Annotated in this window: 25 protein-coding genes; 14 read left to right on the top strand and 11 right to left on the bottom strand. The window is 62.9% G+C overall.

The annotated features are described in order from the left end of the window. Positions 1-367: 367 nt before the first annotated feature. Both BMX36_RS17935 and BMX36_RS17930 read left to right on the top strand, forming a co-directional pair. A complete protein-coding gene (locus BMX36_RS17935; RefSeq protein WP_042469189.1) occupies positions 368-559 on the top strand; it encodes a hypothetical protein in 192 nt (63 codons plus the stop codon). Between the two features lie 44 nt (positions 560-603). Continuing rightward, positions 604-2433 carry a ParB/RepB/Spo0J family partition protein gene (locus tag BMX36_RS17930; protein ID WP_042469188.1) on the top strand — a complete coding sequence of 610 codons (1830 nt, stop codon included), beginning with the start codon at positions 604-606 and terminating at the stop codon, positions 2431-2433. Positions 2434-2599: 166 nt separating this feature from the next. Here the strand turns inward: BMX36_RS17930 and BMX36_RS17925 are convergent, their stop codons facing one another. Beyond that, the gene (locus tag BMX36_RS17925) at positions 2600-2965 is read right to left on the bottom strand and encodes a hypothetical protein (RefSeq protein WP_042469187.1); all 366 of its coding nucleotides are present in this window, start codon (positions 2963-2965) and stop codon (positions 2600-2602) included. Between the two features lie 5 nt (positions 2966-2970). Further along, positions 2971-3480 (bottom strand): hypothetical protein, encoded by a 510-nt coding sequence (locus BMX36_RS17920; protein ID WP_231738850.1) that lies wholly within the window; start codon positions 3478-3480, stop codon positions 2971-2973. A gap of 274 nt (positions 3481-3754) precedes the next feature. On the opposite strand from BMX36_RS17920, the gene BMX36_RS17915 reads away from it, so the two are divergent. From BMX36_RS17915 to BMX36_RS17890, 6 genes are all read left to right on the top strand, one after another. Next, complete coding sequence (locus BMX36_RS17915; protein WP_042469185.1) at positions 3755-4054, top strand: hypothetical protein; 300 nt, start codon at positions 3755-3757, stop codon at positions 4052-4054. A gap of 305 nt (positions 4055-4359) precedes the next feature. Next, entirely contained in the window at positions 4360-4746 is a 387-nt protein-coding gene (locus BMX36_RS17910) for a DUF3768 domain-containing protein (protein WP_042469183.1), read from the top strand. Between the two features lie 128 nt (positions 4747-4874). Continuing rightward, positions 4875-5132, top strand: coding sequence for a hypothetical protein (locus BMX36_RS17905; RefSeq protein WP_042469301.1), 258 nt, complete (start codon positions 4875-4877; stop codon positions 5130-5132). Between the two features lie 2 nt (positions 5133-5134). Continuing rightward, a complete protein-coding gene (locus BMX36_RS17900) occupies positions 5135-6424 on the top strand; it encodes a Fic/DOC family protein (protein WP_042469182.1) in 1290 nt (429 codons plus the stop codon). 531 nt (positions 6425-6955) lie between these two features. After that, the gene (locus BMX36_RS17895; RefSeq protein ID WP_231738854.1) at positions 6956-7309 is read left to right on the top strand and encodes an SOS response-associated peptidase family protein; all 354 of its coding nucleotides are present in this window, start codon (positions 6956-6958) and stop codon (positions 7307-7309) included. Between the two features lie 292 nt (positions 7310-7601). Then, a complete protein-coding gene (locus BMX36_RS17890; protein ID WP_042469180.1) occupies positions 7602-8054 on the top strand; it encodes a flagellar hook-basal body complex protein FliE in 453 nt (150 codons plus the stop codon). Positions 8055-8133: 79 nt separating this feature from the next. On the opposite strand, the gene BMX36_RS17885 is transcribed toward BMX36_RS17890, so the two are convergent. The 3 genes from BMX36_RS17885 to BMX36_RS17875 form a co-directional block, all read right to left on the bottom strand. Continuing rightward, a complete protein-coding gene (locus tag BMX36_RS17885) occupies positions 8134-8604 on the bottom strand; it encodes a YybH family protein (RefSeq protein WP_053003295.1) in 471 nt (156 codons plus the stop codon). A gap of 90 nt (positions 8605-8694) precedes the next feature. Next, positions 8695-9837, bottom strand: coding sequence for a transposase (locus BMX36_RS17880; protein WP_256210876.1), 1143 nt, complete (start codon positions 9835-9837; stop codon positions 8695-8697). Between the two features lie 58 nt (positions 9838-9895). Continuing rightward, positions 9896-10129 carry an arylsulfatase regulator gene (locus BMX36_RS17875; protein ID WP_236626754.1) on the bottom strand — a complete coding sequence of 78 codons (234 nt, stop codon included), beginning with the start codon at positions 10127-10129 and terminating at the stop codon, positions 9896-9898. A gap of 364 nt (positions 10130-10493) precedes the next feature. Here BMX36_RS17875 and BMX36_RS17870 point away from each other — a divergent pair, with 364 nt between their 5' ends. After that, complete coding sequence (locus BMX36_RS17870) at positions 10494-11015, top strand: TonB-dependent receptor domain-containing protein (protein WP_093067816.1); 522 nt, start codon at positions 10494-10496, stop codon at positions 11013-11015. Further along, a complete protein-coding gene (locus BMX36_RS17865; RefSeq protein ID WP_062348204.1) occupies positions 11015-12715 on the top strand; it encodes an alkaline phosphatase D family protein in 1701 nt (566 codons plus the stop codon). The genes BMX36_RS17870 and BMX36_RS17865 overlap by 1 nt, the downstream gene beginning before the upstream one ends. Here the strand turns inward: BMX36_RS17865 and BMX36_RS17860 are convergent. Beyond that, entirely contained in the window at positions 12708-12977 is a 270-nt protein-coding gene (locus BMX36_RS17860; RefSeq protein WP_004212913.1) for a hypothetical protein, read from the bottom strand. The genes BMX36_RS17865 and BMX36_RS17860 overlap by 8 nt on opposite strands. A gap of 171 nt (positions 12978-13148) precedes the next feature. Here BMX36_RS17860 and BMX36_RS21405 point away from each other — a divergent pair, with 171 nt between their 5' ends. From BMX36_RS21405 to BMX36_RS17840, 4 genes are all read left to right on the top strand, one after another. After that, positions 13149-13331 carry a hypothetical protein gene (locus tag BMX36_RS21405; protein WP_143058613.1) on the top strand — a complete coding sequence of 61 codons (183 nt, stop codon included), beginning with the start codon at positions 13149-13151 and terminating at the stop codon, positions 13329-13331. A 419-nt stretch (positions 13332-13750) separates the two neighbouring features. Next, positions 13751-16207: a TonB-dependent receptor gene (locus BMX36_RS17855; protein ID WP_093067849.1), complete on the top strand. Its 2457-nt coding sequence runs from the start codon at positions 13751-13753 to the stop codon at positions 16205-16207. Continuing rightward, on the top strand, positions 16207-17325 hold the full coding sequence (locus tag BMX36_RS17850) for a glycerophosphodiester phosphodiesterase (protein ID WP_004212909.1): 1119 nt from the start codon (positions 16207-16209) through the stop codon (positions 17323-17325). The genes BMX36_RS17855 and BMX36_RS17850 overlap by 1 nt, the downstream gene beginning before the upstream one ends. 665 nt (positions 17326-17990) lie before the next feature. Then, positions 17991-18371 (top strand): response regulator, encoded by a 381-nt coding sequence (locus BMX36_RS17840; RefSeq protein WP_010409231.1) that lies wholly within the window; start codon positions 17991-17993, stop codon positions 18369-18371. 468 nt (positions 18372-18839) lie between these two features. On the opposite strand, the gene BMX36_RS17835 is transcribed toward BMX36_RS17840, so the two are convergent. The 5 genes from BMX36_RS17835 to BMX36_RS17815 form a co-directional block, all read right to left on the bottom strand. Beyond that, complete coding sequence (locus BMX36_RS17835) at positions 18840-19247, bottom strand: hypothetical protein (protein ID WP_047867216.1); 408 nt, start codon at positions 19245-19247, stop codon at positions 18840-18842. Between the two features lie 17 nt (positions 19248-19264). After that, positions 19265-20605: a S1 family peptidase gene (locus BMX36_RS17830; RefSeq protein ID WP_156455409.1), complete on the bottom strand. Its 1341-nt coding sequence runs from the start codon at positions 20603-20605 to the stop codon at positions 19265-19267. A gap of 294 nt (positions 20606-20899) precedes the next feature. Then, complete coding sequence (locus tag BMX36_RS17825) at positions 20900-21205, bottom strand: HigA family addiction module antitoxin (RefSeq protein ID WP_205499322.1); 306 nt, start codon at positions 21203-21205, stop codon at positions 20900-20902. 122 nt (positions 21206-21327) lie between these two features. Further along, positions 21328-21642 (bottom strand): type II toxin-antitoxin system RelE/ParE family toxin, encoded by a 315-nt coding sequence (locus tag BMX36_RS17820; RefSeq protein WP_079246893.1) that lies wholly within the window; start codon positions 21640-21642, stop codon positions 21328-21330. Between the two features lie 40 nt (positions 21643-21682). Further along, positions 21683-22246 (bottom strand): MobA/MobL family protein, encoded by a 564-nt coding sequence (locus BMX36_RS17815; RefSeq protein WP_131818580.1) that lies wholly within the window; start codon positions 22244-22246, stop codon positions 21683-21685. Positions 22247-22484 lie beyond the last annotated feature (238 nt).

Genomic DNA, 22484 nt, shown 5'->3' with positions numbered 1-22484 from the left:
CACCGTCCCGGCGTCTCGTCCCAAAGGGTAACGATCCTCGCGTGAGGTGTGCCACGTGGCACACCTGCGGACGCGCAAAGATGCGAGACGCTCCCCTGTAGAGCGCCACGGCCCTCCCCCGGAGGCCCGCCAGCGCGGGGAACACCAAGGGCTGCTGCCCTTTCGTTCCCGAAGGAAAATAGACGGCCCCGTGTGGTCCGCCAAGCGCGGCACCCGACGCCCTAAGGGGCGTCGGCCGCGCTAAGGCGGCCTGCCCGCGCCAGGCCATCGATTTTCCTCCTCCCTCCCCATCCCGCTCCTCGCCGGAGAGGCAGACCCGGTTGCTGCGGCAACCGGCTTTCAGCCGCAGGAAGAAGGAGGAAAGAGAATGGCTTACACCCGATACAAGGGCGATCCCTACTGGAAACGGGCCAATGTGGACGGGACCAGCGCGGACGGCACCCCCTACCGCCGTGGCGAGCGCGTGTTCTTCTATCCGCGTTCCGGCGCGACCTACGCAGGGGACGGCGCGGCGCGCGCATCGGCCGAGTTTGACGAACTCGCGAGCCTCGAAGGCTGACCCCTCCCCCATCACCGAACCTTATTCAGATCAGGAGCATCATCATGGGTATCATCACCGTCAAGCTGTCGCAGCTTCGCCTTTCCCCGCTCAATCAGCGGCGCGTGAAGCCTTCCGCCGTCGAGAGCATGGCCGACGACATTGCCGCGCACGGCCTGTTGCAAAACCTTGTCGCCTATGAGGACGAGGGCCTGTTCTATGTGTTCGCCGGAGGGCGGCGCTATCGCGGCCTCAAAGAACTGGCGAAGCGCAAGCAGATCAAGAACAGCGACGCGTTTCCCGTCGAGGTCCGCACCAAGGAAGAGGCCATCGAACTGTCGCTCGCGGAGAACTTCCAGCGCGAGGACATGCACCCGGCAGACAGCATCCGCGCCTTTGCGGCGCTACGCGATACCGGCATGGACGCCGAGGAAATCGCTGCCCGGTTCGGTCAGGCGGTCAGCTTCGTCTATAAGATGCTTCGCCTTTCCGCGCTGGCACCGGCGCTGATCGACCTGATCGCCAAGGACCAGTTGTCGCTTGAGGCGGCGCGCGCGCTCACCCTCACTGACGACCACGACCAACAGGTGAAGGTATGCAAGGCGGCGAACGGCCACGCCCACACCATCCGGCGGATGCTCACCACCGAGAAGGTGGACACCACCAGCGGCGCGTTTATCTTCGTCGGGCGCGACGCCTACGAGGCGAAGGGCGGGACGATCACGGTAGACCTGTTCAGCCAAGGGGCCGAGGGGTTTGCCGACCATCCCGAGCTTGTGCAGGAACTGGCGGAGGACAAGCTGGACGGTATCGCCGACGAGTATCGCGCGATCGGTTGGCATGAGGTCCGCGCCACGCTGGACCGGCCCTACGACCTTTACATGAAGGGCAGCCTGTATCCGGCCACGCGCGAGCCGACCGAGGACGAGGCCGCGCGGATCGAGGCAATCGACGTCGCTATCGAACAGATCGCCGAGGCCGAGGGCGAGGACAGCGACCGCATCGCGCCGTTGTCCGATCAGCGGGATGCGATCACTGAGGGCTTGCGCGGGTTCAATGCCGAGCAGGTCGCGGTCGGGGGCGTGGCGCTCTGGGTTTCGCATGACGGATCGCTCGGCAAGAGCTTCTATCGCGCGAAGGCCGAGCCGAAGCCCAAGGCGAGCAGCGGCGAGCCGCAGCCGCTCTACAGCAACAGCCTTGTTGCAGACCTGTCGCGGATCAAGACCCGCATCGTGCAGGAGGCGGTTTCAGCCGACCCGGCGCTGGCGCTGGATGTGCTGCTGGACAGCCTTGCGGGTCAGCTACTCCACGGCGCGCACAGCTATCAGATGGCGATAGACGTGCAGGCCAAGACCATCGCGACCGATGTTGCCGACGACCTTATGGCGACCAGCGACGTGCGGGAGGTCGAAGAAACGATGGCCGACCGCTTCGCATCGGTCCCAGCAGATGGCCGGTTCGAGGTCATTCGCGCCATGAGTCACGACGACAAGATGGCGCTACTCGCCGGATTGGTGGCGATGACGGTGGACGGCACCTTGTTCGCAGGCGGTGCCCCCGGTGCGCGTCACCATCACTTTGAGCAGGTGGCCCGCGCGACAGGCGTGGACATTGCGACCCGCTGGCAAGCCCCCATCGCCCTGTTCGACAAGATGCGCCGTGCGGCCCTTATCGACCTACTCCGCGCCGAATGCGGCGATGCCAGCGCCGACAACTGCGCAACCATCAAGAAGAAGGCAGACTTGGCGGTCAACGTGTCGGGGCGGCTCGCTTCGCACTGGCTTCCCGCGCCGATGCAGATCGGGGCGTTCGACCAGCCCGAGCGGCACGAACTGGACGATCCCGACGCCGATGCCTTCGATGGCGAGGACATGGAGGCCGACGAAATGGCGTAAACGGATACGGGGGGCGGTGATAATCACCCCCTTTTCTCGACCAACCGCCCAGCATCAGCCCCCTCGCCGGCGCGACAGCCATGCTCTGCATGGCCGTCGCGCGCGCTGCCCTTGCAGATCAGCGCACGCCGCCCGCCCACAAGGGACGGGCGGCGCGATGGCGAGTTTAATCGTAATGCGGGCCATCTACGTGAGTGCCGCTCAAATCGACGCCGCGCCGAACTGCCACGAGGTCGAAACGCTTGAAAAATGCGAGCGCTTCCCCCGGCGTGATGCGCAATTCGACAGCACGCACCTCTGCCGGGGCTGGCTCAAACTCAGCAGACCGAAGAAGATAAGCCACCAGCGACACATCGGTCACGGGTGTCCCCTGGTTCTCCCCAGAAGCGATCCTGAATCCAATGACACGCTCGTCGCTTTCAGCTTTTCCCAAAGACACCAGATGGCCGGCAAGCGCGACATTATCGGAAATGTCCGCGGCAACGGTTCCCTTGAAGTCGTTGTATTGGACGCCAGCGTTGAAGGTATCCATTGCTATCACTCCATTCTGCTATTCGCGTGTGAGCCGCGCAGCCCGTCACCCAAGCTGATACTACGACCGCCGCCATTCCTCACCAAGATCGCGCGTGGTTCGAACCATGCGAACAGATCGCCCAAGGCCCGACGTCTGTAAGCATTCAGCCATCGCCGGCGCCGATGTTCGGCCGCGTCATGGATCATATGGCATCGCTGGCAGAGTGCAGCCAAATTGCGTGGTGCGTTGTCGGTGGGGTCATGGTTCAGATGCGCACACGCGATATAGACCCGCGTGATGCGCACGATCGTCGCCACGTCCGACTTAGGCGCACGCACCCGGCGACCGCGCCCGTCGCGCCATTGGTGGCGATCAGCGTCCCACCAGCGTCCGTCACCCAAGTGGAACACCCGCCGGCCGTGCGGGCGCTGGCAATGCTCGCAGCGCCCCTTGGCGCGGCCGAACCGGATCAGCCTCGACAACTCAGGCCAGTCGATCGGGTAGAGCCAGCGATGTTCGGCCATGATCGGCATGACGATTCTATGAGTCAGCCGAGTCGAGAACGAAAGCAGAAAATCGGCTAGCGGTCCGCCCCGTGGGCGGGCGTTGGTTTGTAGAGGCAGTCCGTCAGTCTCCGCCCATCGTGAGGGGCGCGGAACGCCGCCTCAAGGATCAGCGGTCCCCCCAATTTGCTGCGCAAATCGGCTCCCCCGCTGCCCGGCAAGCCGGCCGCTGGCGCGGTCCTATGACCCGGCGTTCCGCGCCCCTCCCGCCGTCGTCGCCAATCACGGCAACACGGAGGTTTCCATGTCCCATCATCGCCTATTCGCGCAGCTCGCCTTCGAGCGCGCGCTGGGGATGGCCGCGCTGAACGCGCTGGTCCAGGCCGTCGTCGAAAGCGACCAGTTCCGCGCCGATGGCCGCGATCGTGACCCGCGCCACTTTTGGGTTCTCGCCGGAGACCTGGAGGAGGTCGTGCAGGATCGCATCCGCGACGTTCTCGATGGTCCCGGTCTCGGTGTTGTCGAGCGTGGCGAGCTGTTCCATCAGCCGCGTATCGTCGATCTGGTGATCGCCGCCCGCGACGCACGCAACGCGCCCTCCTGACGGGGGCGCGCTTGCGCGCGATAGTGCCGTGCGGAGATCCGCACCGCGCAACTCTCGCCGATCGCGATGCGCGCGACCGGCGCTAGGGGAACACCAAGGGCGCTGCCCTTTCGTTCCCGAACGACAATCGACCGCCCGTGTAATCCGCCAACCGCGGCACCCGTCGCCGGAGGCTTCGGCCGCGCTAGGCGGCTCGCCCGCACCAGCGGTAGATTCTCGCTCCCCCTCCCCATCCCGTCCTCGCCGGACAGGCAGGGCCGTGAGGCCGAGCGGCCTTGCGGCCCATGCCAGAAGGAGGATCAGTGATGTGCAGCCCCGAACAACTCGACACCATCCGTCGCCTTAATGACCTAGCCCGGAGCCAACCGGGCACCGCATCCATCGCCAACGTCACGCTGGGTTTCCAGTCTCTCCCCGACGCGGATCGCTTCGCGGCGCTGGCGGCGATCGTCGGCTTCTCGCAATTCACCGGCGACAACGATCCTCACGGAGAACATGATTTCGGCGCGGTTTATCGGCTCGCGACGGGAACGTGGACGCAGGAGCGACCGAGCGACGACAAGGCAATCGCCGAAACCGTTTTCTGGAAGGTGGACTACTACGACAACACGCTTACCTATGGCAGCGAAGCGCCGTGGGATGAGCAACAGACCAAGCGCGTGCTGACGATCATGCTCGCGAGCGAATACTGACGTCCCCGGCGTGCGATCCGCGTTCAAGCGAGCGCGGATCGCGACGCACCGACCGGCTCTTATCGCACGTGATTTGTTGAGGAATCGCGTTGGAAGGCGTAGGGTTATGAGCAGAAAGGATGACCGCGATGGCCCAGATCGATCTTGAAACGCTGCGCGAGCGCATCCGCCAGATGGATTTCGAGCGCGGCAGCCCTGAACAGGTTGCGCTTTGGCGCGAGGACGTAGCGGAAGCCCGTGCCAATCTCGTTATCGAGGATATGACCCCGACCATCGACGAGGACGCGATGTTCTCGATGATGCTCGACGAGGGCGTTCCGCCCGCCCTCATGCCCTCGATTATCCTCAGTCTCTATCAGCCCGGAACCCGCCAGATCGCTGCCTGACCTTGGCAAGCGATCCTTATACATATCCCGGCACCGAGACGCTTCGTAACCGGCTCGGGATTACGGAAGACAAAACGCTTACCGAGGCCGAACGACGACTGACGCAGGCGCGCGGCGCGGAGGCTGCGCGCCTGACCTTTCCAGCCACCGCCGACGGCTACCGTGCCCTTCACAAACACCTGTTCCAAGACCTCTACGATTGGGCAGGCCAGGACCGCACCGTCAACATCGCCAAGGGCGGATCGAGCTTCGCCGCCGTCCCCTACATCGCGCGCGAACTCGACAAGCGGTTCGCCGAGGTAGGAGCGCAGAGCGGCTTGCGGGTGCTTCCTCGCGACGAGTTTTTCGATCGGCTCGGCAACCACATCAACGAGATCAACGCCATTCATCCCTTCCGCGAAGGGAACGGGCGCACCATGCGCCACCATGCCGCCCAGCTCGCCCGCGAAGCCGGCCACCCGATCCGCATCGCCGCGATCGACAAGGACCGTTGGATGGAGGCGTCCCGTCACGGCTTTCTTACCGGCGATCATCGCGGAATGGCGGCGGTTCTCTCCGCAGCGGCGATCAAGCGCGACCTCGCGCCCGAGGCGCGGATTGGCCCCGCAGGGATCGCCATGCTCCCCAAGCGCGCGCCGCCCGAGGGGCAACGCTACCGCGTGACGCTGACCAAGGCGCGCGAGGAGCTGGAACGCTATTTGCCGGCCGCTCGCCAACAGGCGGCCGATCGGCTGCGTGGGTTGATTAAGGAGGGTGCCCCCTCCCCCGCCATCGCCAACGCGCGCACCGAACTCGCCTATGTCCGCCATGCCAAAGGGCCGATCTATCAATCGCACCTTCTCACCTATCTAGGTGTCCGTCAGGTCGATGCCGTCGTGACGCCGCAGCAGACGCCGTTGGAGCGCGTGCGGGAGATCGGCGCAGCACTCGGTGTTCAAATCAACAACCAGCAGCCGGCCCAGCTCCAGCGCGCCGTGCGGTCGCTGGAGCGGCCGATCCTGCCCCCTGGTCACTCGCCGGGGCAGGAGCGGCTTGCCGAGCTGTTCCTGAAGAACACGCCGGAGAAGAACCAAGCCGATCCGCGCCTTGCGCCCGCCCAGGCAATCGTCGACGCGGCCATGAAGACCGCGCGCGATCGGGGCGAGAGCGCGCGCATGGTCGGAGCCATCGCGGAGTCGACGCGCCAGCTCGTCGCCGATCGGATCAAAGCGGGCGGATCGCTGGACGTCAAAATCGGCCGCGCGACCCCGGCGCAAGCGCCAGCACCGCGCGATAAGGACCGGAGTCGCTGACAGCTTTTGGAGGACGGGGGAATGTGCAATCGGTTGTGTGATTGCGGTCCCCGCCGCAAGCGGGAACCGGATTGTCAACGCAAGGAGATGCGGTCGTGAAACCTGATACGGTCACCGTCACAGATGAAACGTGAGTTGTCACCTTCGTGTCGAATATCTCAAAGTGCCTGCTTCCGGCATTCAGAATTGATATCAACCCTCCATGCTTCAAAGAACTTCATTTCCGGGTTGGGAAATATCAGATCGAGAGCGCAAAATACTCACGCTAAACTTTTATTGCGTTCTCTTGATTAAAACCGCGTAGTCGCGATTTTTGACATCCATGATCCGTCTTGCTCGGTCTTAACGTCAGCGGCAGGGATCGAACCCGCACCCCATTGCCGGGGATCGCTTTAGCGATACGTCTGCCAATCCTGGGGATGAGACCTCCCCGGTGCCGCGCGAAGTCTTCCCTACCGAGAAGAAGACCCCTCGGTGCGCCTGGGCGTGCGGTGATCGTCGCCGGGCAACCGGCCATTGGAGCCGGTCACGATGGAATGGGGCTTCGCGATCCAGGCGCCGAGCAAGCGCGACCCGGTCGTGAAGCTGGACAAGTATGTGACCCATGGCCGCAACCTCGCTTCATCGATGTGGAAGCCGTCGCTCGCCAACCCGGAGCGGCGCTGCCTTGTCCCGTTCACCCATTTCGCCGGACCCCACCCCGAGGGCGGGACTGGCGACGATGGCAAGCCCCGGCAGATGTGGTTCTTGATCCCCAATGAGCCGATCGCGTTCTTCGTCGGCATATGGCGACCGACTGTGCGTAGCGAAGCCTACGCCTTCGCCGAACGCGATCGTCTCGCCATGGCATCCCAAGGCGATGCCGGTAATCCTCCATCTGCGTGACTTCACCACATAGCTTGACGGGCCCCACGAAACGGCGCTGGCGCTGGTGCGACCCTATGATGGATGATGCGGACCGCGCTGCCTATGCGACCGGCGTGCTTCGCACCGGGAGCCGGATCGAGGGGCGACGCTGGTATCAAGACAATACCCTCGAACCTATCCGCGACGAGACGTTGCGCGAGGGATCGGTGCATAGCTTCATGAATAGGCAATCAGTACTAAGTTCAATTAACCATGCCATAACGGTTTCAATGCGACATGTCGGTGCGCTGAAGGCGCACCGAGGTAAAATATGAGCAGCATCTCCATCAATGATGTCATGGCTTTGCGGAACGCTGTCCTCGACAAGAACGCGGCGCTTCGGAACGTAGCAAGCAACCCGAACTCTGTCTCCGTGTCCGGGGCTGCGAAAGGAGCGGCTTTTGACGCAGCGATGCACACCGCGCTGGGAAAGGCGGATAGCCCAAATTCTGTCTCAGGCGTGGGCGGAGCGGCGGCCGTTTCGCAATCAGGACACGCCGATCTAGGCGGCTTCGCCGCTACTTTTCAGACGCAGCTTCAAAAAATTAATGCGATCAATGCGCGCGCTGGTGCTTTGACGGTTGCCTACGAACGCGGAGAGGAAACCGACATCGCGAAGGTGATGCTTGCGCGGCAGGAGTCCTCAATCGCATTCGAGGCGACGTTGCAGGTTCGCAACAAAGTGCTGTCCGCCTACAAGGACATTATGAGCATGCCGGTGTAGCGCAATCCCGAAAGCACCTCCCTGAGTCGTTAATCCCTGCTGAGAAATACGTTCACGCCCCAGCCTCCGCCTACCTCCATTAGCTTCCCTTCGGCTTACGAGCACTGTTGTGCATGGACACGATCTTCCAGCTGCCGCCCACCTTTTTAAGTACGCTTGAGGCAACACCGAGCCGTTCGGCCGCCTCACCGGTTTTGGGCTGAATCCGGTAACGGTAGGTTTCGGTTGCAAGGGCAACCGGTCCCTCGAAGCGGACGTCGACCTTGTAGTCTGAGAAACGGAACGATTTGAACTGCTTCAGCTCGGGACCGAGATGATGAGCCAAGTACGTGGTGTAGCTGCCCTCAGATGCTCCTGTCTCGAAAATCTGCGCGTTGGTCGTGAACAGTCGCTCGGTTCCAGCGGCGTCAAGCTTTTCGATCGCCTTCTTGTACGACGACAGCACAGCCTTCACGGCGCGCGCATCAGCGGCTCGAGCGTCAGACTGCGCCCACGCCGCGGCGGGCAGAGCAATTGACAACGCCATGATCGTCTTCATCCCGATGTTCATTCCTGATCTCCCAAAATAAAACTCTCCACTTTAGGCTATCGCCGTTTGAGGCAATACGGGGACCGGTGAGAGGATGGTCGAAAACGTACGCTAAGCGTCCCGGCTTTGCTGGTGGAGGCGCAGCGGCCTGAACCGCTCGCGAGGTTTGTCGATCTCGCCCCAGAGATAGTCGCCGGTGAGGCCGATATGCTCCCAGCCCAGAGGGGCGACGTGGGCGAGCAGCTCGTCGGGCACGTCGACGCCGCTGCCGCGCAGATGACGGACAGCTCGGTCGAGATAGACGGTGTTCCAGAGCGTCATGGCCGCGGTGACGAGGGTCAGGCCGGAGGCGCGATGGCGCTGGTTCTCGAAGGTGCGGTCGCGCAGTTCGCCGAGGCGGTTGAAGAAGATGGCGCGGGCGAGCGCGTTGCGGGCCTCGCCCTTGTTGAGAATGCTGCCGGTGCGACGACGCTGGTCGGGATCATCGAACCAGTCGAGCATGAACAGGGTGCGTTCGATCCGACCTATCTCCCGCAGCGCGCGGGCGACCGAGTTCTGACGCGGGAAGCCCGCCAGCTTGCGGAGCATGACCGAGGCGCTCACCGTGCCGGCGCGGATCGAGGCGGCAAGGCGCAGGGTTTCGTCCCAGTTCTCCTCGATCGCGCGGATCTTGACCGGACCGGCGACGAGCGGGCGCAGCGTCGGCCACGAGTCGAGCGGCGACAGGCTGTAGAGCCGGCGCTCGTTGAGGTCGCGGATGCGGGGCGCGAAGCGGAAGCCGAGCAGATGGCACAGGCCGAAGACATGATCGACCGCGCCGGCGGTATCGGTCGCATGTTCGCGGATGACCAGCTCGCTTTCATGGTCGAGCAGGCCGTCGAGGACATGCGCGGCCTCGCCGGCATTGGCGGCGATGACCTTGGTGTGGAACGGCGTGAAGCGGTCGGTGACGTGGGTGTAGAACAGCACGCCTGGTTCGGTGCCATAGCGGGCGTTGTGATCGGCGCGGGCCTCGCCCTGACCACCGGCACGAAAGAACTGCCCGTCCGACGACGATGTATCGCCCGGTCCCCAGACCGCCGCGAGCGGATGCGCGGTATGGCAATCGACGATCGCCGCCAGCGCCGACAGATAGGTGTAGGTGCTTGCAATCGTAGCGGCGTTTGCTTGCAAACAGAGCCTTTTTTTGCTCGGATTATCTGACAACCGGCTCGGCGATCTGCTCGCGCTATCTGCCAGTGTGCTCGCCATCATCCTGCGCTGCTCGCAATCATAAAGGTCTGCTCACATCCCCTGCCAGCGAAACAGGGCGTCAGCGCGGCACCCGGATGGAACCTTCCGCGATCCCCTCGGCGACATTGGAGAGCATGACGGCGTAGCGATGCAAACCGGGGAAGCGACCAGCGTTCTTGTCGATTTCACCGCCGTATCCGGCGTCGAGCAACGCCTTGAAGTCGGGCATCACGTCGAACATGCCGCCGAGCAGATCGATATCGGAGGCCCCGGTAAGCAACAGGGCGTTCGCATGGGCGTCGAGACGCTTCATCGTTTCCAGCATTTCGGTCCTGGTCATCGCATCCTGTCCGCTTGCGGGGTTCCATCGCCTAGCACGACGCGCCGGCCCTGTTCGCGAAAACCTTCCTTTCTGACGACCTCGCGGGCGGGCCATGACGACAACGCATTTCTGCGGCCCGCCGCTTGTCAGAACTGTTCTGGAAACCTGCTTCGCAAAAGCGCTTGCCGGCTACGGGTTTGGAGAGCCCATTGGCACGGAGCGTGAGCACAACGCCCCGTTTGCAAGCAGCGCCGGATGATGGCGAGCACACTGGCAGATAATTCGAGCAGGACGCTCCCCGCCAGTGGCAGAAAGCGTGAGCAGGAAATCAGGCTGTTTGCGAGCACACGCCGCTATGATTGCAAGCGCCTACACCTATGATGGCGCCACCACCAGCGTACGCACCAATGTGGGCAAGGCGCGCAGCTATGGCGGCGAGGCCAGCTTCACGATCCGCCCGGTGCGCCCGATGACCATCAATTTCGGCGTCGCGCTGCTCGACACGAAGGTCACCGCGATCGAGGCGATCACCGCTGCCGAAAAGGCGCGCCTGGGCAACGACTTGCCGTTCGCGCCGAACATGACGCTGAACGGCTCGATCCGCTACGAGTTCGCGCTGAACGATCGCATGACGCTGACGCCTCAGGTCGATGCCCGCTACGTCGATGCCTATTATGGCGATCTCGACAATACGGCGCCGGTCGGGGACTTCGCGCTCGTCAATGCGCGCATCGATCTCAAGATCGACCAGCGCTGGACCGTGGCCGGCTTCGTGCGCAACATCGCCGATGTCGATTACACGACCGGCGGATCGGCGACGCAGGCATTCAGCGGCACGCCGCGCACCTGGGGCGTTTCGCTCGGGGCGCGTTTCTGATGGCGCTGACGCGGCGCGGCGTTCTTGCGGGATCGGCGGCGGGCGGGCTTTTGCTCGCCGCCGGTCCCGCCGGGGCAAAAACGAACATGGTCTTCGCGCATGGCGTGGCGAGCGGCGATCCGCATGCCGACAGCGTCCTGCTGTGGACCCGCGTGACCGATCCTGCCCATGGGCCGGTCAGCGGCACATGGGAAATGGCCGAGGATGAACTGTTCACGCGCATCGCTGCGCGCGGATCGTTCAGCACATCGGCGGCGCGGGACCATACGGTCAAGGTGATCGCCTCCGGCCTGAAGGCGGGCCGCGAATATTTCTACCGCTTCCGTGCCATGGACACGGTATCGGCGATCGGGCGGGCAAAAACCCTGCCAACGGGACGCATCGATCGTCTCGATATCGTGCTCGCCTGCTGCGCCATGTATATGTTCGGCGAATTTCACGCCTACCGGGCCATTGCCGATCGGGAAGCGGTGGACCTCATCCTCTTCGTGGGCGACTATATTTACGAATATGGCGCCAACTCGATGCCCGCACTCATGGATGTTCGGGCGATCGAGCCAACGCACGACACGGTCACGCTCGCCGACTATCGCGCACGCTATGCACAGTGGCGTCGTGATCCGGCCCTGCGCGACGCCCATGCCCGCGCGTCGTGGATTTGCATGTGGGACGACCATGAAATCGCGAACGACGACTGGATGCATGGTGCCCAGCATCACGATCCGGCGGCCAACGGCGACTGGGAGGAGCGCAAGGCTGCGGCGGTTCAGGCCTACCTGGAATGGATGCCGATCCGCGATCCTGTCACTTCCGATCCCTATGGCATCACCCGCAGCTTCGCGTTCGGCGATCTCGCGACGCTGGCCCTGCCCGAAACCCGGCTCAAGGCCCGCCAGCAGCAATTGTCGCTGGCCAAGGATCTCGACTGGCATGTTGTCGACCGGCGCGGCAGTGGGGAGCGGGTGATATCCGACCCGGCGGAACTCAAGACACTCGACCTCAAGGCCCTGCCGCAAGGCGTCACGCGCGAACCCGATGTCGCAGCCTTCCGCGAGAAACTTGCCGATCCCGCGCGCGAAATGATCGGCGCGGAACAATGCGCATGGCTGGCGGACGAACTGAAGGCCCATAAGGATGCTCGCCGCCCGTGGTTCCTGTTCGGCAGCGCGACCATCCTGTCCAGCTACGTCTATCCCGATCTGACGAAGTTTCCCGATGGCAAGGTAGCGCTGGCGCCGATGTACGCCCTGACGCGCTATGGCCTGCCGCTTCTCAATGTCGATTCCTGGGACGGCTATGCCGGCGAGCGGGACAAGCTGTACGACCAGTTCGAGAAAAGCGGCGCGAACCTGCTCGTGCTGTCGGGCGACAGTCACATGGCCTGGATCAACGAACCCCATCGCGGGGACCGCCGGATTGGTCTCGAGCTTTCCGCCTCCACGCTGACCGGTCCTTCGATCGGGGAACTGCTCCTGCCGTCGGGGCCGGTCGGCGACGCCTTTGTCCACGACAATCGCGATATACGCTGGTGCGACACCAATGCCGTTGGTTTCGTAACGGTATCGCTGACACGCGACCGGGTGGAGGCCGACTTCGTCCGCGTCCTAACGCCGCGCCAGGCGATCGGAAAGCTCGACATCGCGCGCCATGCCAGCGCACGGATCGCCGAAGATGGGTTGAGCGGCTGGGAGATCAGCTGACCGAACGGCACTGCGTCGGAGCGATCCGGCGCAGTGCCAGCAGGCCGATGAGGCCAGCCAGGCATGAGGGCAGCGCGTAGATCGCCCGCAAGGTGGTTTCGCCTAGCCCATGCGCGGCACCCGGCAGGAAGCCGATAAAGGCGAGCGCCGTGAGCGCCCCGAAAACGCCCAGCGCGGCGGCGAGCTTGTTCGCGACATTGAACGGCGCATAGTGCGTGGCAGCAAAGCCATTGCCGCCCGATCGCACCAGATCCGACACCATCGCCCGCAGCAGCTATATAGTCCGCACCCCATGCGAAACTGCGGATGAGCAGATGGGCCAGCAGCAGCGCCCCGGTCCACCCGTGAATCCCCAGTGCCTCCTCTATGAAGAAGAGCGTCACCGCCCCTTCTGCCGCGTCGGCGGCGCCGAGCGCCCGCATAGAGCAACAGGATGAGCACCAGTTCCCGGCGCAGCAGTATCGGGACCAAGGAGTCTCGATTGCCTTGGTACATCCACATCGACGAGGAAAAGACCGCGAGGTCGCTGGCGCTCAAAGGCGCTTTTCTTGCTCCTTTCATGAACGGCTTGTCGCTGACATGGAACGACCGCCTTGCAGGATCTGATGATGATTGAGTTACAAATTACGACGCGGACTTTTTTGTACGAGAGATTCTATCCGTAAAACTGACTCACGGCATAGCAACCGGGCACAACAACTATCGGCTCGGGAGAAAATAGTCTCTGAGCCCAACCCACTATCGTCATTTGCTGCACAATGCCCGATGCTCGCCTGCGAACTTTCCCCTTACCGAAAAGCTTGGGCTACTTACTGAGCGCAGACGGACCAATACACAGCCACGCCTGATATCTCTCGCCGAAATTCGGACCTACACCGCACCTTGACCGCCATCATAAGCGTCAGGACGCAATGCAACATGTCCGCCGCCCAAATGTCATCAAATCGACCCGAAACGGACCGGAAATCGCAACTCGCTCCATTTAACGCGATGCTGCAAGTGCGAAATTGCGCGCTGCTTGGGGGATATTGGGTCATGAATATTTTGCACACGCGTTCGCGCGCCTGCCTGCTAGGCAGTGCCGGCCTGCTCGCTCTGGTAGTAAGCGCGCCCGCTTTTTCGCAGACGCCCACGCCCGCAGCAGACCAAGCGGCGCAGGTCGATGGCGAGGCAACGTCCATCGTCGTGACCGGTGTTAAGGCTACACGCTCTGCGACCGCCATTACCACAACCGAAATCCAGAAGATCCTGCCGGGCGTTGCGCCGTTCAAGGCGATCCAGACCCTGCCGGGTGTCATGTATGTGACTGCCGATCCGTGGGGCAACAACGAGCAGAACGCCTCGCTCTTCATCCATGGCTTCAGCGCTCAGCAGTTGGGCCATACCCTGGACGGCGTGCCGCTGGGCGATCAGAGCTACGGCAATTTCAACGGCCTCTCTCCGCAGCGCGCTATCATCTCCGAAAATGTCGGCAGCGTCGTTGTCGCCACCGGCACCGCGGAACTGGGCATCGCGTCGACCAGCAACCTGGGCGGCGGGATCGAGAATTTCTCCAGCGATCCGCGCCAGCAGATGGGCGCACAGTTGAACCACACTTTCGGCAGCTACGGGACGGCCCGCACATTCGTTCGCCTCGACAGCGGCGAGTTTGGCGACGGCAATAGCGGCTATGTCTCGGTCCTGCGCCAGCGTGCGCGCGCCTGGGATTTCCGCGGCAAGCAGAAGGGCTGGGCCGCCAACGCCAAATTCGTCCATGACGACAGCAATGGCAAGCTGACCGCCTATTTCAGCTATTCCGACAAGCAGGAACCCAATGAGGACGCGACCACCGTCTTCAAGAACCCTACCAATGCGGCGCAGGCCTATCAGCCCTATACCCGCCCCTTCTTCTACCCCGATTTCGCCGGCGCGGTCGCTTATCTGAACGCCAGCGGCAATGTGCCGGCCGCCGAGGCGCAGAATTATCGCAACTATTACAGCGCCGCGATCCGGACCGATTATCTGGGCTACATCAAATATCAGGCCCATCTGTCCGACCAAGTCGACTGGTCGAACCAGGTATATTATCATAATAATGACGGCGCGGGCATCGTCGCCGGACCGATCACGGTCGCGGGCCTGCCCAACCTGTTCTCGCTCTATTTCCCCGGCCAGAATCTGAAGACGGCCACCGGCAATTCGGGCTATGCGATCCGTACCACCGAATATCGCATCGATCGCGGCGGCATCCTGTCCTCGATCGACGCGACGTTGGGCAACCATCAGATTCAGCTTGGTGCGTGGTACGAATATAACAGCTCGGCCGCCTATCGGAACTGGTATGCGCTCAATGTGACCCGGCCGCAGGACTACAACCCCTATTCGCTGCCGCCGCATGATCCGCTGTTCACCCAATATGCCAGCGAGATGCGCACCAATGTTCTGCAACTTCATGTGCAGGACAGCTGGCAGGTCACGCCCAGCCTGCTGGTCCAGGGCGGTTTCAAGTCCAGCCTGCAATTTGCCAGCGGCACCTTCCCGGTCCAGCCGATCATCGGATCGCTGCCTGGTTCGGCAAGCGCCCTGCCCGAAGGCGAGATCAACACCAAGCGCTGGTTCCTGCCCGCGATCGGCGCGAAGTGGGACTTCACCGACAGCGAGCAGGTCTATGTCAACGTGCAGAAGAACCTGCGCCACTTCCAGCCTTATGGCGGCGGCGGCGTCACGCCGTGGAGCAGCGGCAGCCAGGCGGCATTCGACAATCTGAAGTTCAATGGCCGCCCCGAAACCTCCTGGGTCTATGAAATCGGCCTACGCAGCCGCCGGACCATCGACAGTTCGTTCCTGACCGGGATCGAAGCGCAGGTGAACTATTATCATGTCGATTTCAGCGATCGCCTGCTTGGCATCACGCCTCCCGGCGCGATCGGCGGCATCGGCGGCAGTGGCATCAGCGGCGGCACACCCGCCGTGTTCAACGTCGGCGGCGTGAAGACGGACGGTATCGACGCGGCGCTGACGCTGCGCTTCGGGCAGGTCTTCTCGCTCTACAACGCCGTGTCCTACAACCGCTCCATCTACGACAGCGACTATAGCACTATCACTGGCGCCGCGACCGGCACGCGGATCGGCGGCATCGCGACCGTGGGCGGCGTCGTGCCCACCGGCGGCAAGCTGATCCCGGTCAGCCCGAAGTGGATGAACAAGACGGTCGCGACGCTGACGCTCGGCGATTTCGATGCCCAGATGATCGGCGACTATGTCGGCCGCCGTTTCACCACCTTTACCAACGATGCATCGGTCAAGTCGGTGTTCCAGGCCAGCGCCCGGATCGCTTATCGCCTGCCCGCCAGCATGGTCGGCCTGCAAAAGGCAGAGATCAGCCTGAACGTCACCAACCTGTTCGACACGACGGGTGCATCGACGGTGCAGGCGAGTGCGAACACCAACAATTACAATGTCTACCCAATCCCGCCGCGCCAGTGGTTCGCCACATTGTCGGTGAACTACTGATGCAGGACAGGTCGGTATCCCGCCGTTCGCTGCTTCAGGCGGGTGCCGGCCTGACCGCCGCATTTGCGACGGATGTGGGGGCAGCGATCGCCGCCCCTGCCCGTCGCAAGGGTCCGCCGCTGCTCATCGCCCATCGCGGCGCGTCGGCGCTGCGCCCAGAACATACGCTTGCCGCCTATGCCAAGGCGATCCAAGACGGGGCCGACTATGTCGAGCCTGACCTGGTCGCTACGAAGGACGGCGTGCTGGTCGCGCGGCACGAGAATAATATCGCGGAAACCAGCGACGTTGCCGCCCGGGCCGATTTTGCCGCGCGCAAGACGGTCAAAACGATCGACGGCGAGCGACAGGAAGGTTGGTTCACGGAGGATTTCACCTTCGCGGAACTCAAGACGTTACGCGCGAAAGAGCGGCTGGGCGCCATACGGCCCGAAAGCCAATCCTATGACGGCGCATTCCAGATCGTGTCGATGGAGGAAATCGCCGATTTCGTGGCGGCCGAATCCGCCGCGCGCGGCCGGACCATCGGCCTGATCCCGGAGATCAAGCATTCCACCTATTTCGCAGGCATCGGCCTGCAACAGGAGCAGCGGCTGATCGATATCATCGGCAAGAGCGCCTATCTGCAACGCGCGCCGTTCGCCATCCAGTCGTTCGAGGTCGCTAATCTACGCGCGTTGCGCGGCAGGATCGGCGCCTATCCCAACATCCAGCTGGCCCAGTTGATCGGCGACCCGGCCCAGATGCCGGCCGATGTGCAGGCGGCGGGCAACAAGCGCTTCTATCGCGATATGCTGACGCCCGCAGGTCTTTCCGAAATCGCCAGCTATGCAGATTATCTTGCGCCCCATGTCCGGATGATCATTCCTGTGGACGAGGATCAGCGCCTGACAAAACCCACGGGGCTCGTCGATGCCGCACATGCGGCGGGCCTTCTCGTCAGCATCTGGACCTTCCGCCCGGAAAATCAGTTCCTGGCCGCCGATTTTCGCAGCGACAAAGGCGTTTCCGCGCGCAACGAAGAAGGCAGCATTGCAGAGATGCAGCGCTATCTTGCAACGGGTGTCGATGCGATCTTCACAGACGATCCGGCTTTGGGACGGCGTGCGATTTCCTAGGATAGAGAGAATAAAAACTGCCTATTCCAAATTCACCTCTACCGGTCATTTGATCGCCATCTGGACTGGCCAGCCACAGCAAGTCCACTTCTCTTGACCATCTGCAAGCCCGATCGCAGTTTCGGATCTTCGCGCCGCTTGTGGTCGAATTGCAGCCGTTGGTTGGGGGCGTTTGCGGGAGGGGGCGGAATCCTACGCCAAGCTCGCCCAGATAGCCGGCGCGAGATCTTACTTGTAGGCGCTTGCAATCGTAGCGGCGTGTGCTCGCAAACAGCCTGATTTCCTGCTCACGCTTTCTGCCACTGGCGGGGAGCGTCCTGCTCGAATTATCTGCCAGTGTGCTCGCCATCATCCGGCGCTGCTTGCAAACGGGGCGTTGTGCTCACGCTCCGTGCCAATGGGCTCTCCAAACCCGTAGCCGGCAAGCGCTTTTGCGAAGCAGGTTTCCAGAACAGTTCTGACAAGCGGCGGGCCGCAGAAATGCGTTGTCGTCATGGCCCGCCCGCGAGGTCGTCAGAAAGGAAGGGTTTCGGGTCCACCCTCATCGAGCGGTCGCTTCGATCATATTTCCGGGGGCAGGCCGCAACCGACTACCGGCCGGAAGGTTTGGTTTTTCAGTTGGAAGCGCGGCTCGGAGACGCCGCAATCGTGACCGGGAAGTAAGCGTGGGCCAGAGTACGCCGATCGGCACCAAGACGATCCTGATCGTGGAGGACGAAGCCCTGATCCGCTTCGATCTGGTGGACTTCTTCGAGGCCGCCGGGTGGCGGGTGTTCGAGGCCGAGAACGCCGACGACGCGATCCGCATCCTCGACCACCACAAGGAGGTCCGCGCCGTCCTGACCGACGTGCAGATGCCGGGCTCGATGGATGGCGTGAAGCTCGCCCACTACGTCCGCGAGCGGTTTCCGCCGACGGTGTTGTTCGTGGTGTCGGGCAATCTCCATATCCCGGACAGCGAGCTACCGCCTCAGACCACCTTCCTCCCCAAGCCGTTCGATGCTCACCGGCTGCTGCGCCAGTTGGAAGCCGCTCAACCAAGATAGGCCGGTCCCGCGCCTGCTTTGGCGGAGGCTCAGCGGTTCCCACGCATAGAGTGCGAAGCGCGTCGCGCTTCGGTGCTGGCATAGCTGAGGGCTACCACGCCCCCGCTTGGTGGTCATCTCCTTTCCCTCAAACGAAGGTCGCGTGGGACGGCTGACGGCGGGAAGGCGCGCTCGATGGCAACGAGGGCGCCATTTTCCCGAAATGTGTTCCCGATTGGCTTTTCCCGAAACTGCCCGGTGCAGATGGAGAAACGGGACAACCTATGGCCGTCTGATCGACCTCCCCTTGGCGGTCGAAGCTGTTGGCAGATAACGTGAGTGCGACGCCTCGTTTGCGAGCAGCGCCGGATGATGGCGAGCACATTGGCAGCTAATTCGAGCACGGTGCCACGCGCCAGTGGCAGATAGCGTGAGCAGGAAATAGCGCTGTTGGCGAGCAGACACCGCTACGATTGCAAGCCCCTACACCTACCCGGGCGAGCCCATGCTAAGGAGCCGTTGAGAGCATCTATCGGGCAAGCCGATCGAGGCGGCCGCCTCGCCGGCTTCGGCGCCGACCTCCGAAGCAAAGGGCAGGCTGTACTCCCGCCCGATCGGAAACCGCCTACCTCCCACGACGATCGCGTCGCCGCGAGCGTCGAGGGTCGATCCTAGCGGCAGGACCGGCGTCAGGACGGTGGAGCCGACGCGGACCTGAAGGCAGCCATCCTTCACGAAGAAGGTGCCATAATCCCGTGTGGCGTTCCGCAACCGGTTCGCGGCCTCCGGCAGCTCGGTCACGACCGTCACGCCCGAGCTTTGGCCAACCGCGAACGGCCATACCTTCTTCTCCCGGTCAGCGTTACAGGCGGCGAGCGCCCCTAACGCCAACATCATCGGGACCGCTCGGGCGCTCAAGGCACCAATAGCCCTTGGGTGGTGTGGATCAGGAAGGGAACCCTGTCGTTCACCCGATCGATCGGCATATATGAGAACGAACAAGCGCTCCCGGTGCAGGGACGCCCATAAGCGTCGGTGCTGCCTCCCTTGAGAATGCCATAGGCGACGATCTCGTACGAGCCGTTCGGGTATGAGAATACAGGCGCCCCGCTGTCGCCGCCGAAGGCGATCACCTGCTGGCTCGATCCGCTGACCTTCACGAAGCTCGAATAACTCACGCCTCGATCATCGGTGCCCGACACCGAGCTTGACTGGACGGTGCCGCAGGTGAAGCCGGTCGTCATGCCGCTCTTGCACACGGGCATTCCGATATAGTGGTTCGAGTTGTAGGACGACTGCTTGAGCGTACCCCGGGTGGTGAAATAGCCATCTCCATAGAAGCCCGGAACCGTGTTCACGTAGGACGGGTAATCGGTCACCGCCTTGGAGTTCTGGAAATAGACCCAGTACCCGGTGCTAAGGCCGACCACCGGATGATAACGGAAATCATAGAGGTCGCCATAACGCGTCTCCGTTGCGGCCGGCAGTTGCACCAGGTGGCTACCATCGGACCCGACCACGTAGGGCGGGTTCGTCCGGCAGTGGGCGGCGGTCAGGATCGAGTCCCGGCCGTTGCTGTCCCTTCCGGCGAAACCGTAACTACAGGTCGCGCGCCCGGTCGAGTCGACCAGCTCCCATCCGCCATAGACCGCATCGCCTGGCCGCACGTTGGTCTGGAAGGTTTGTAGAATCGGCCCCACCTCGACCTTCACGGCCGAGCGCAACGTCGGGGGGATCAAGCCCCGGGCCGTCTGAGCAGCCGCTTGGTCTTTCACCGTGACGACATAATTCTGGCTTCTCGGCTCGAAATACGTCTCGAAGGGAAGCTTGGCGGCGGTGATGGCCTTCAAGATCGCATCCAGGTCCTGCTGCGCCGCCGCGAGCGATTTGGTCGCGTTGCGCAGCTGCACATAGCGCCGCAGCTTCGCCGGAATCTGATCCAGGAACGCCTTGCGCTCGTCCTGGCCGGTGAATGCGACGATGATCTTGAACGTCGGCGTGTGCTCCACCCACAGGCCCGCGAAGCCGTCCGGATCGCTGGCGACCGCGACGTCCACGATTTGCTGGACATCGCGGAGGACGTCGACACGCTCTGCCGCCTCCGCGGCCGAGATACCGTATTGCTGGGCTAGGTACTCGACCTGGAGGTCCTTGCCCGACCCCTTGGAGTTTTGCGGTGTCGGGAGTGGGGGAGCCTTCATCTCCTGCGCCGCGAGCGGCGTGGTGCAGAGAAGGGCCGAAATGACGGTAAGCAACGTACGCATGCATTCTCCTGATGACGATCATCTACAGCATGGACGGCCCGACCGTTGCGGCGGACCACCCAAGCCCGACTCACCATGAGTGCGGAACAAAGGGTGAACGATTTAGAATCCTACATTGCAAGCCCTTTTTGCAGGTCCGACCTGCGCTTCTCTGAAACGAGGGCGTATGAGAGAGCCCGCCTCGCTGTCGGCGTAAAGCGGGCGGCGAGGCGGGCTTTTCCCAGAATTTGTTCCCAATTCACTTTTCCCGAAATGGCTCGACCTCGACGGGAAATCGAGAAAGGATCAGGCGGCTTCCAAGGTCGGGATACGCGCGATGATATCGGCATCCTTCACGGCCTGCACGCGCAGGTCGTAATTGCGCTGCATGTTCACCCACATTTCGGGCGTGGTGCCGGTGAGCTTGCCGATCCGAAGCGCCATAGTCGGGGTGACATCCTGCTTTTCAGCGAGGATATCGTAGAGGGTCTGCCGCGACACCTCGATCAGCCTGGCGATCTCCGCCTTGGGCTTGTTGAGCGCGGGCAGAATGTCCTCCCGCAGCAGCTCACCGGGGTGCATCGGGGCAAGGCCGGATACGAGCTGGTTCATCATCTGTCTCCTGTCCGGGCCGATCCCGGATCATCATGCGTCTCTGTGTAAGTCCTATGTGTAAACTAAAGCCTTACATGTCAAGCAATGACTGACAGATTTTTAGGAGGGGGGACACCCTCCTAGTGATAGTCCTCGATGTTCACGTCGATCGCATCGCCGTCATCCCAAGCCCATGTGACCCGGTAATTGCCGCTGGCATCGACCGCATATCGTTTGGGCTTGGTGCTCAACCCATGAAAGCGAAAGCCCGGAACATTCATGTCCTCGGGCTTCGTGGCAGCATCCAGCGTGAGCAGGATGCGGCGAACGCGGTTGTGGTTCTGGACGGGAAGTTTTGAGCCATCTCCCTTGGTGGCGAAGGCTTCGAGCGCCTTGCTGGTGTATGTTTTAATCATAGACACATTGTAAGGCATTTCCTGACATTTGTCAAGCATTACCTTACACTCTGCCGAAAACGATTCTTCGACAGCGACCCTACCGCCCGAACCCGATATCCGGCCCGTCACGTCCACGCTGACGGTCTAGCTCCTGCTCTCGCTGCCGATCGCGCCCACGCTGCCCCGATTGGTCCAGCTCAATCGCCGGCACCTGGTCGCGCTGGGGTGACTGGTCGAGCGCCGGCACCGCCCCGAACCCGCCCTCGCTGCTGGTCTGTAGCCCCGATCGCATCGCCCGCGCTGCGCCCTGGACCAAGCTGGACATGCCCTGCATCGCTAGATCGGCACGCTCGCGGAGTTGGTGGGACCACTCCCGTATCCGCTCCTGACCACGCTCGATGTAGAAGCCCAGCCCCCGCTTCTCCATGATCGCCTCGTTCATCTGCCCGCGCGGGGTAACGGCGTGCGGCTCCTTGCCGGCCGCGATCTGCTCGGCCGACGCGCGCCGCTCGATCGCGGCCGACGCATGGCCCATCTTCACGGTCGGTTCGATATCCAGCCCCTGACGCTCGTAACTGCGGTGATCGACCCGCTCGGCTACCTGGGCGTGTTCCAGCGCGCTGTTGACCATCCCGGCCCACCGCTCGCGGATCGCCTCCACCTCCACCGAGGCCGTCGAGCGCTCGTACGACCAGTCTCAGAACCGAAAACTTCCCGCACCGCCCGCGCCCTCGTCAAAGACGATAAGCATCCCGGCTACGGCCAAACGGGCAAGGCGGCCCTCAGGCCACGCTTACAGCTTGTCTTGCTCGCAATCAGCGTAGATTCCTGCTCACGCTTGGTGAGAACGGGCGACCGCGCGTGCTCGCGCTCAACGACGCTGTGCTCGCATTCAGCGT

It is taken from the genome of Sphingomonas sp. OV641 (assembly GCF_900109205.1).
In the GTDB taxonomy this organism is placed as follows: domain Bacteria; phylum Pseudomonadota; class Alphaproteobacteria; order Sphingomonadales; family Sphingomonadaceae; genus Sphingomonas.
The sequence above is the reverse complement of the archived record's forward strand: the minus strand, read 5'-3'. Positions and strand labels throughout refer to the sequence as shown.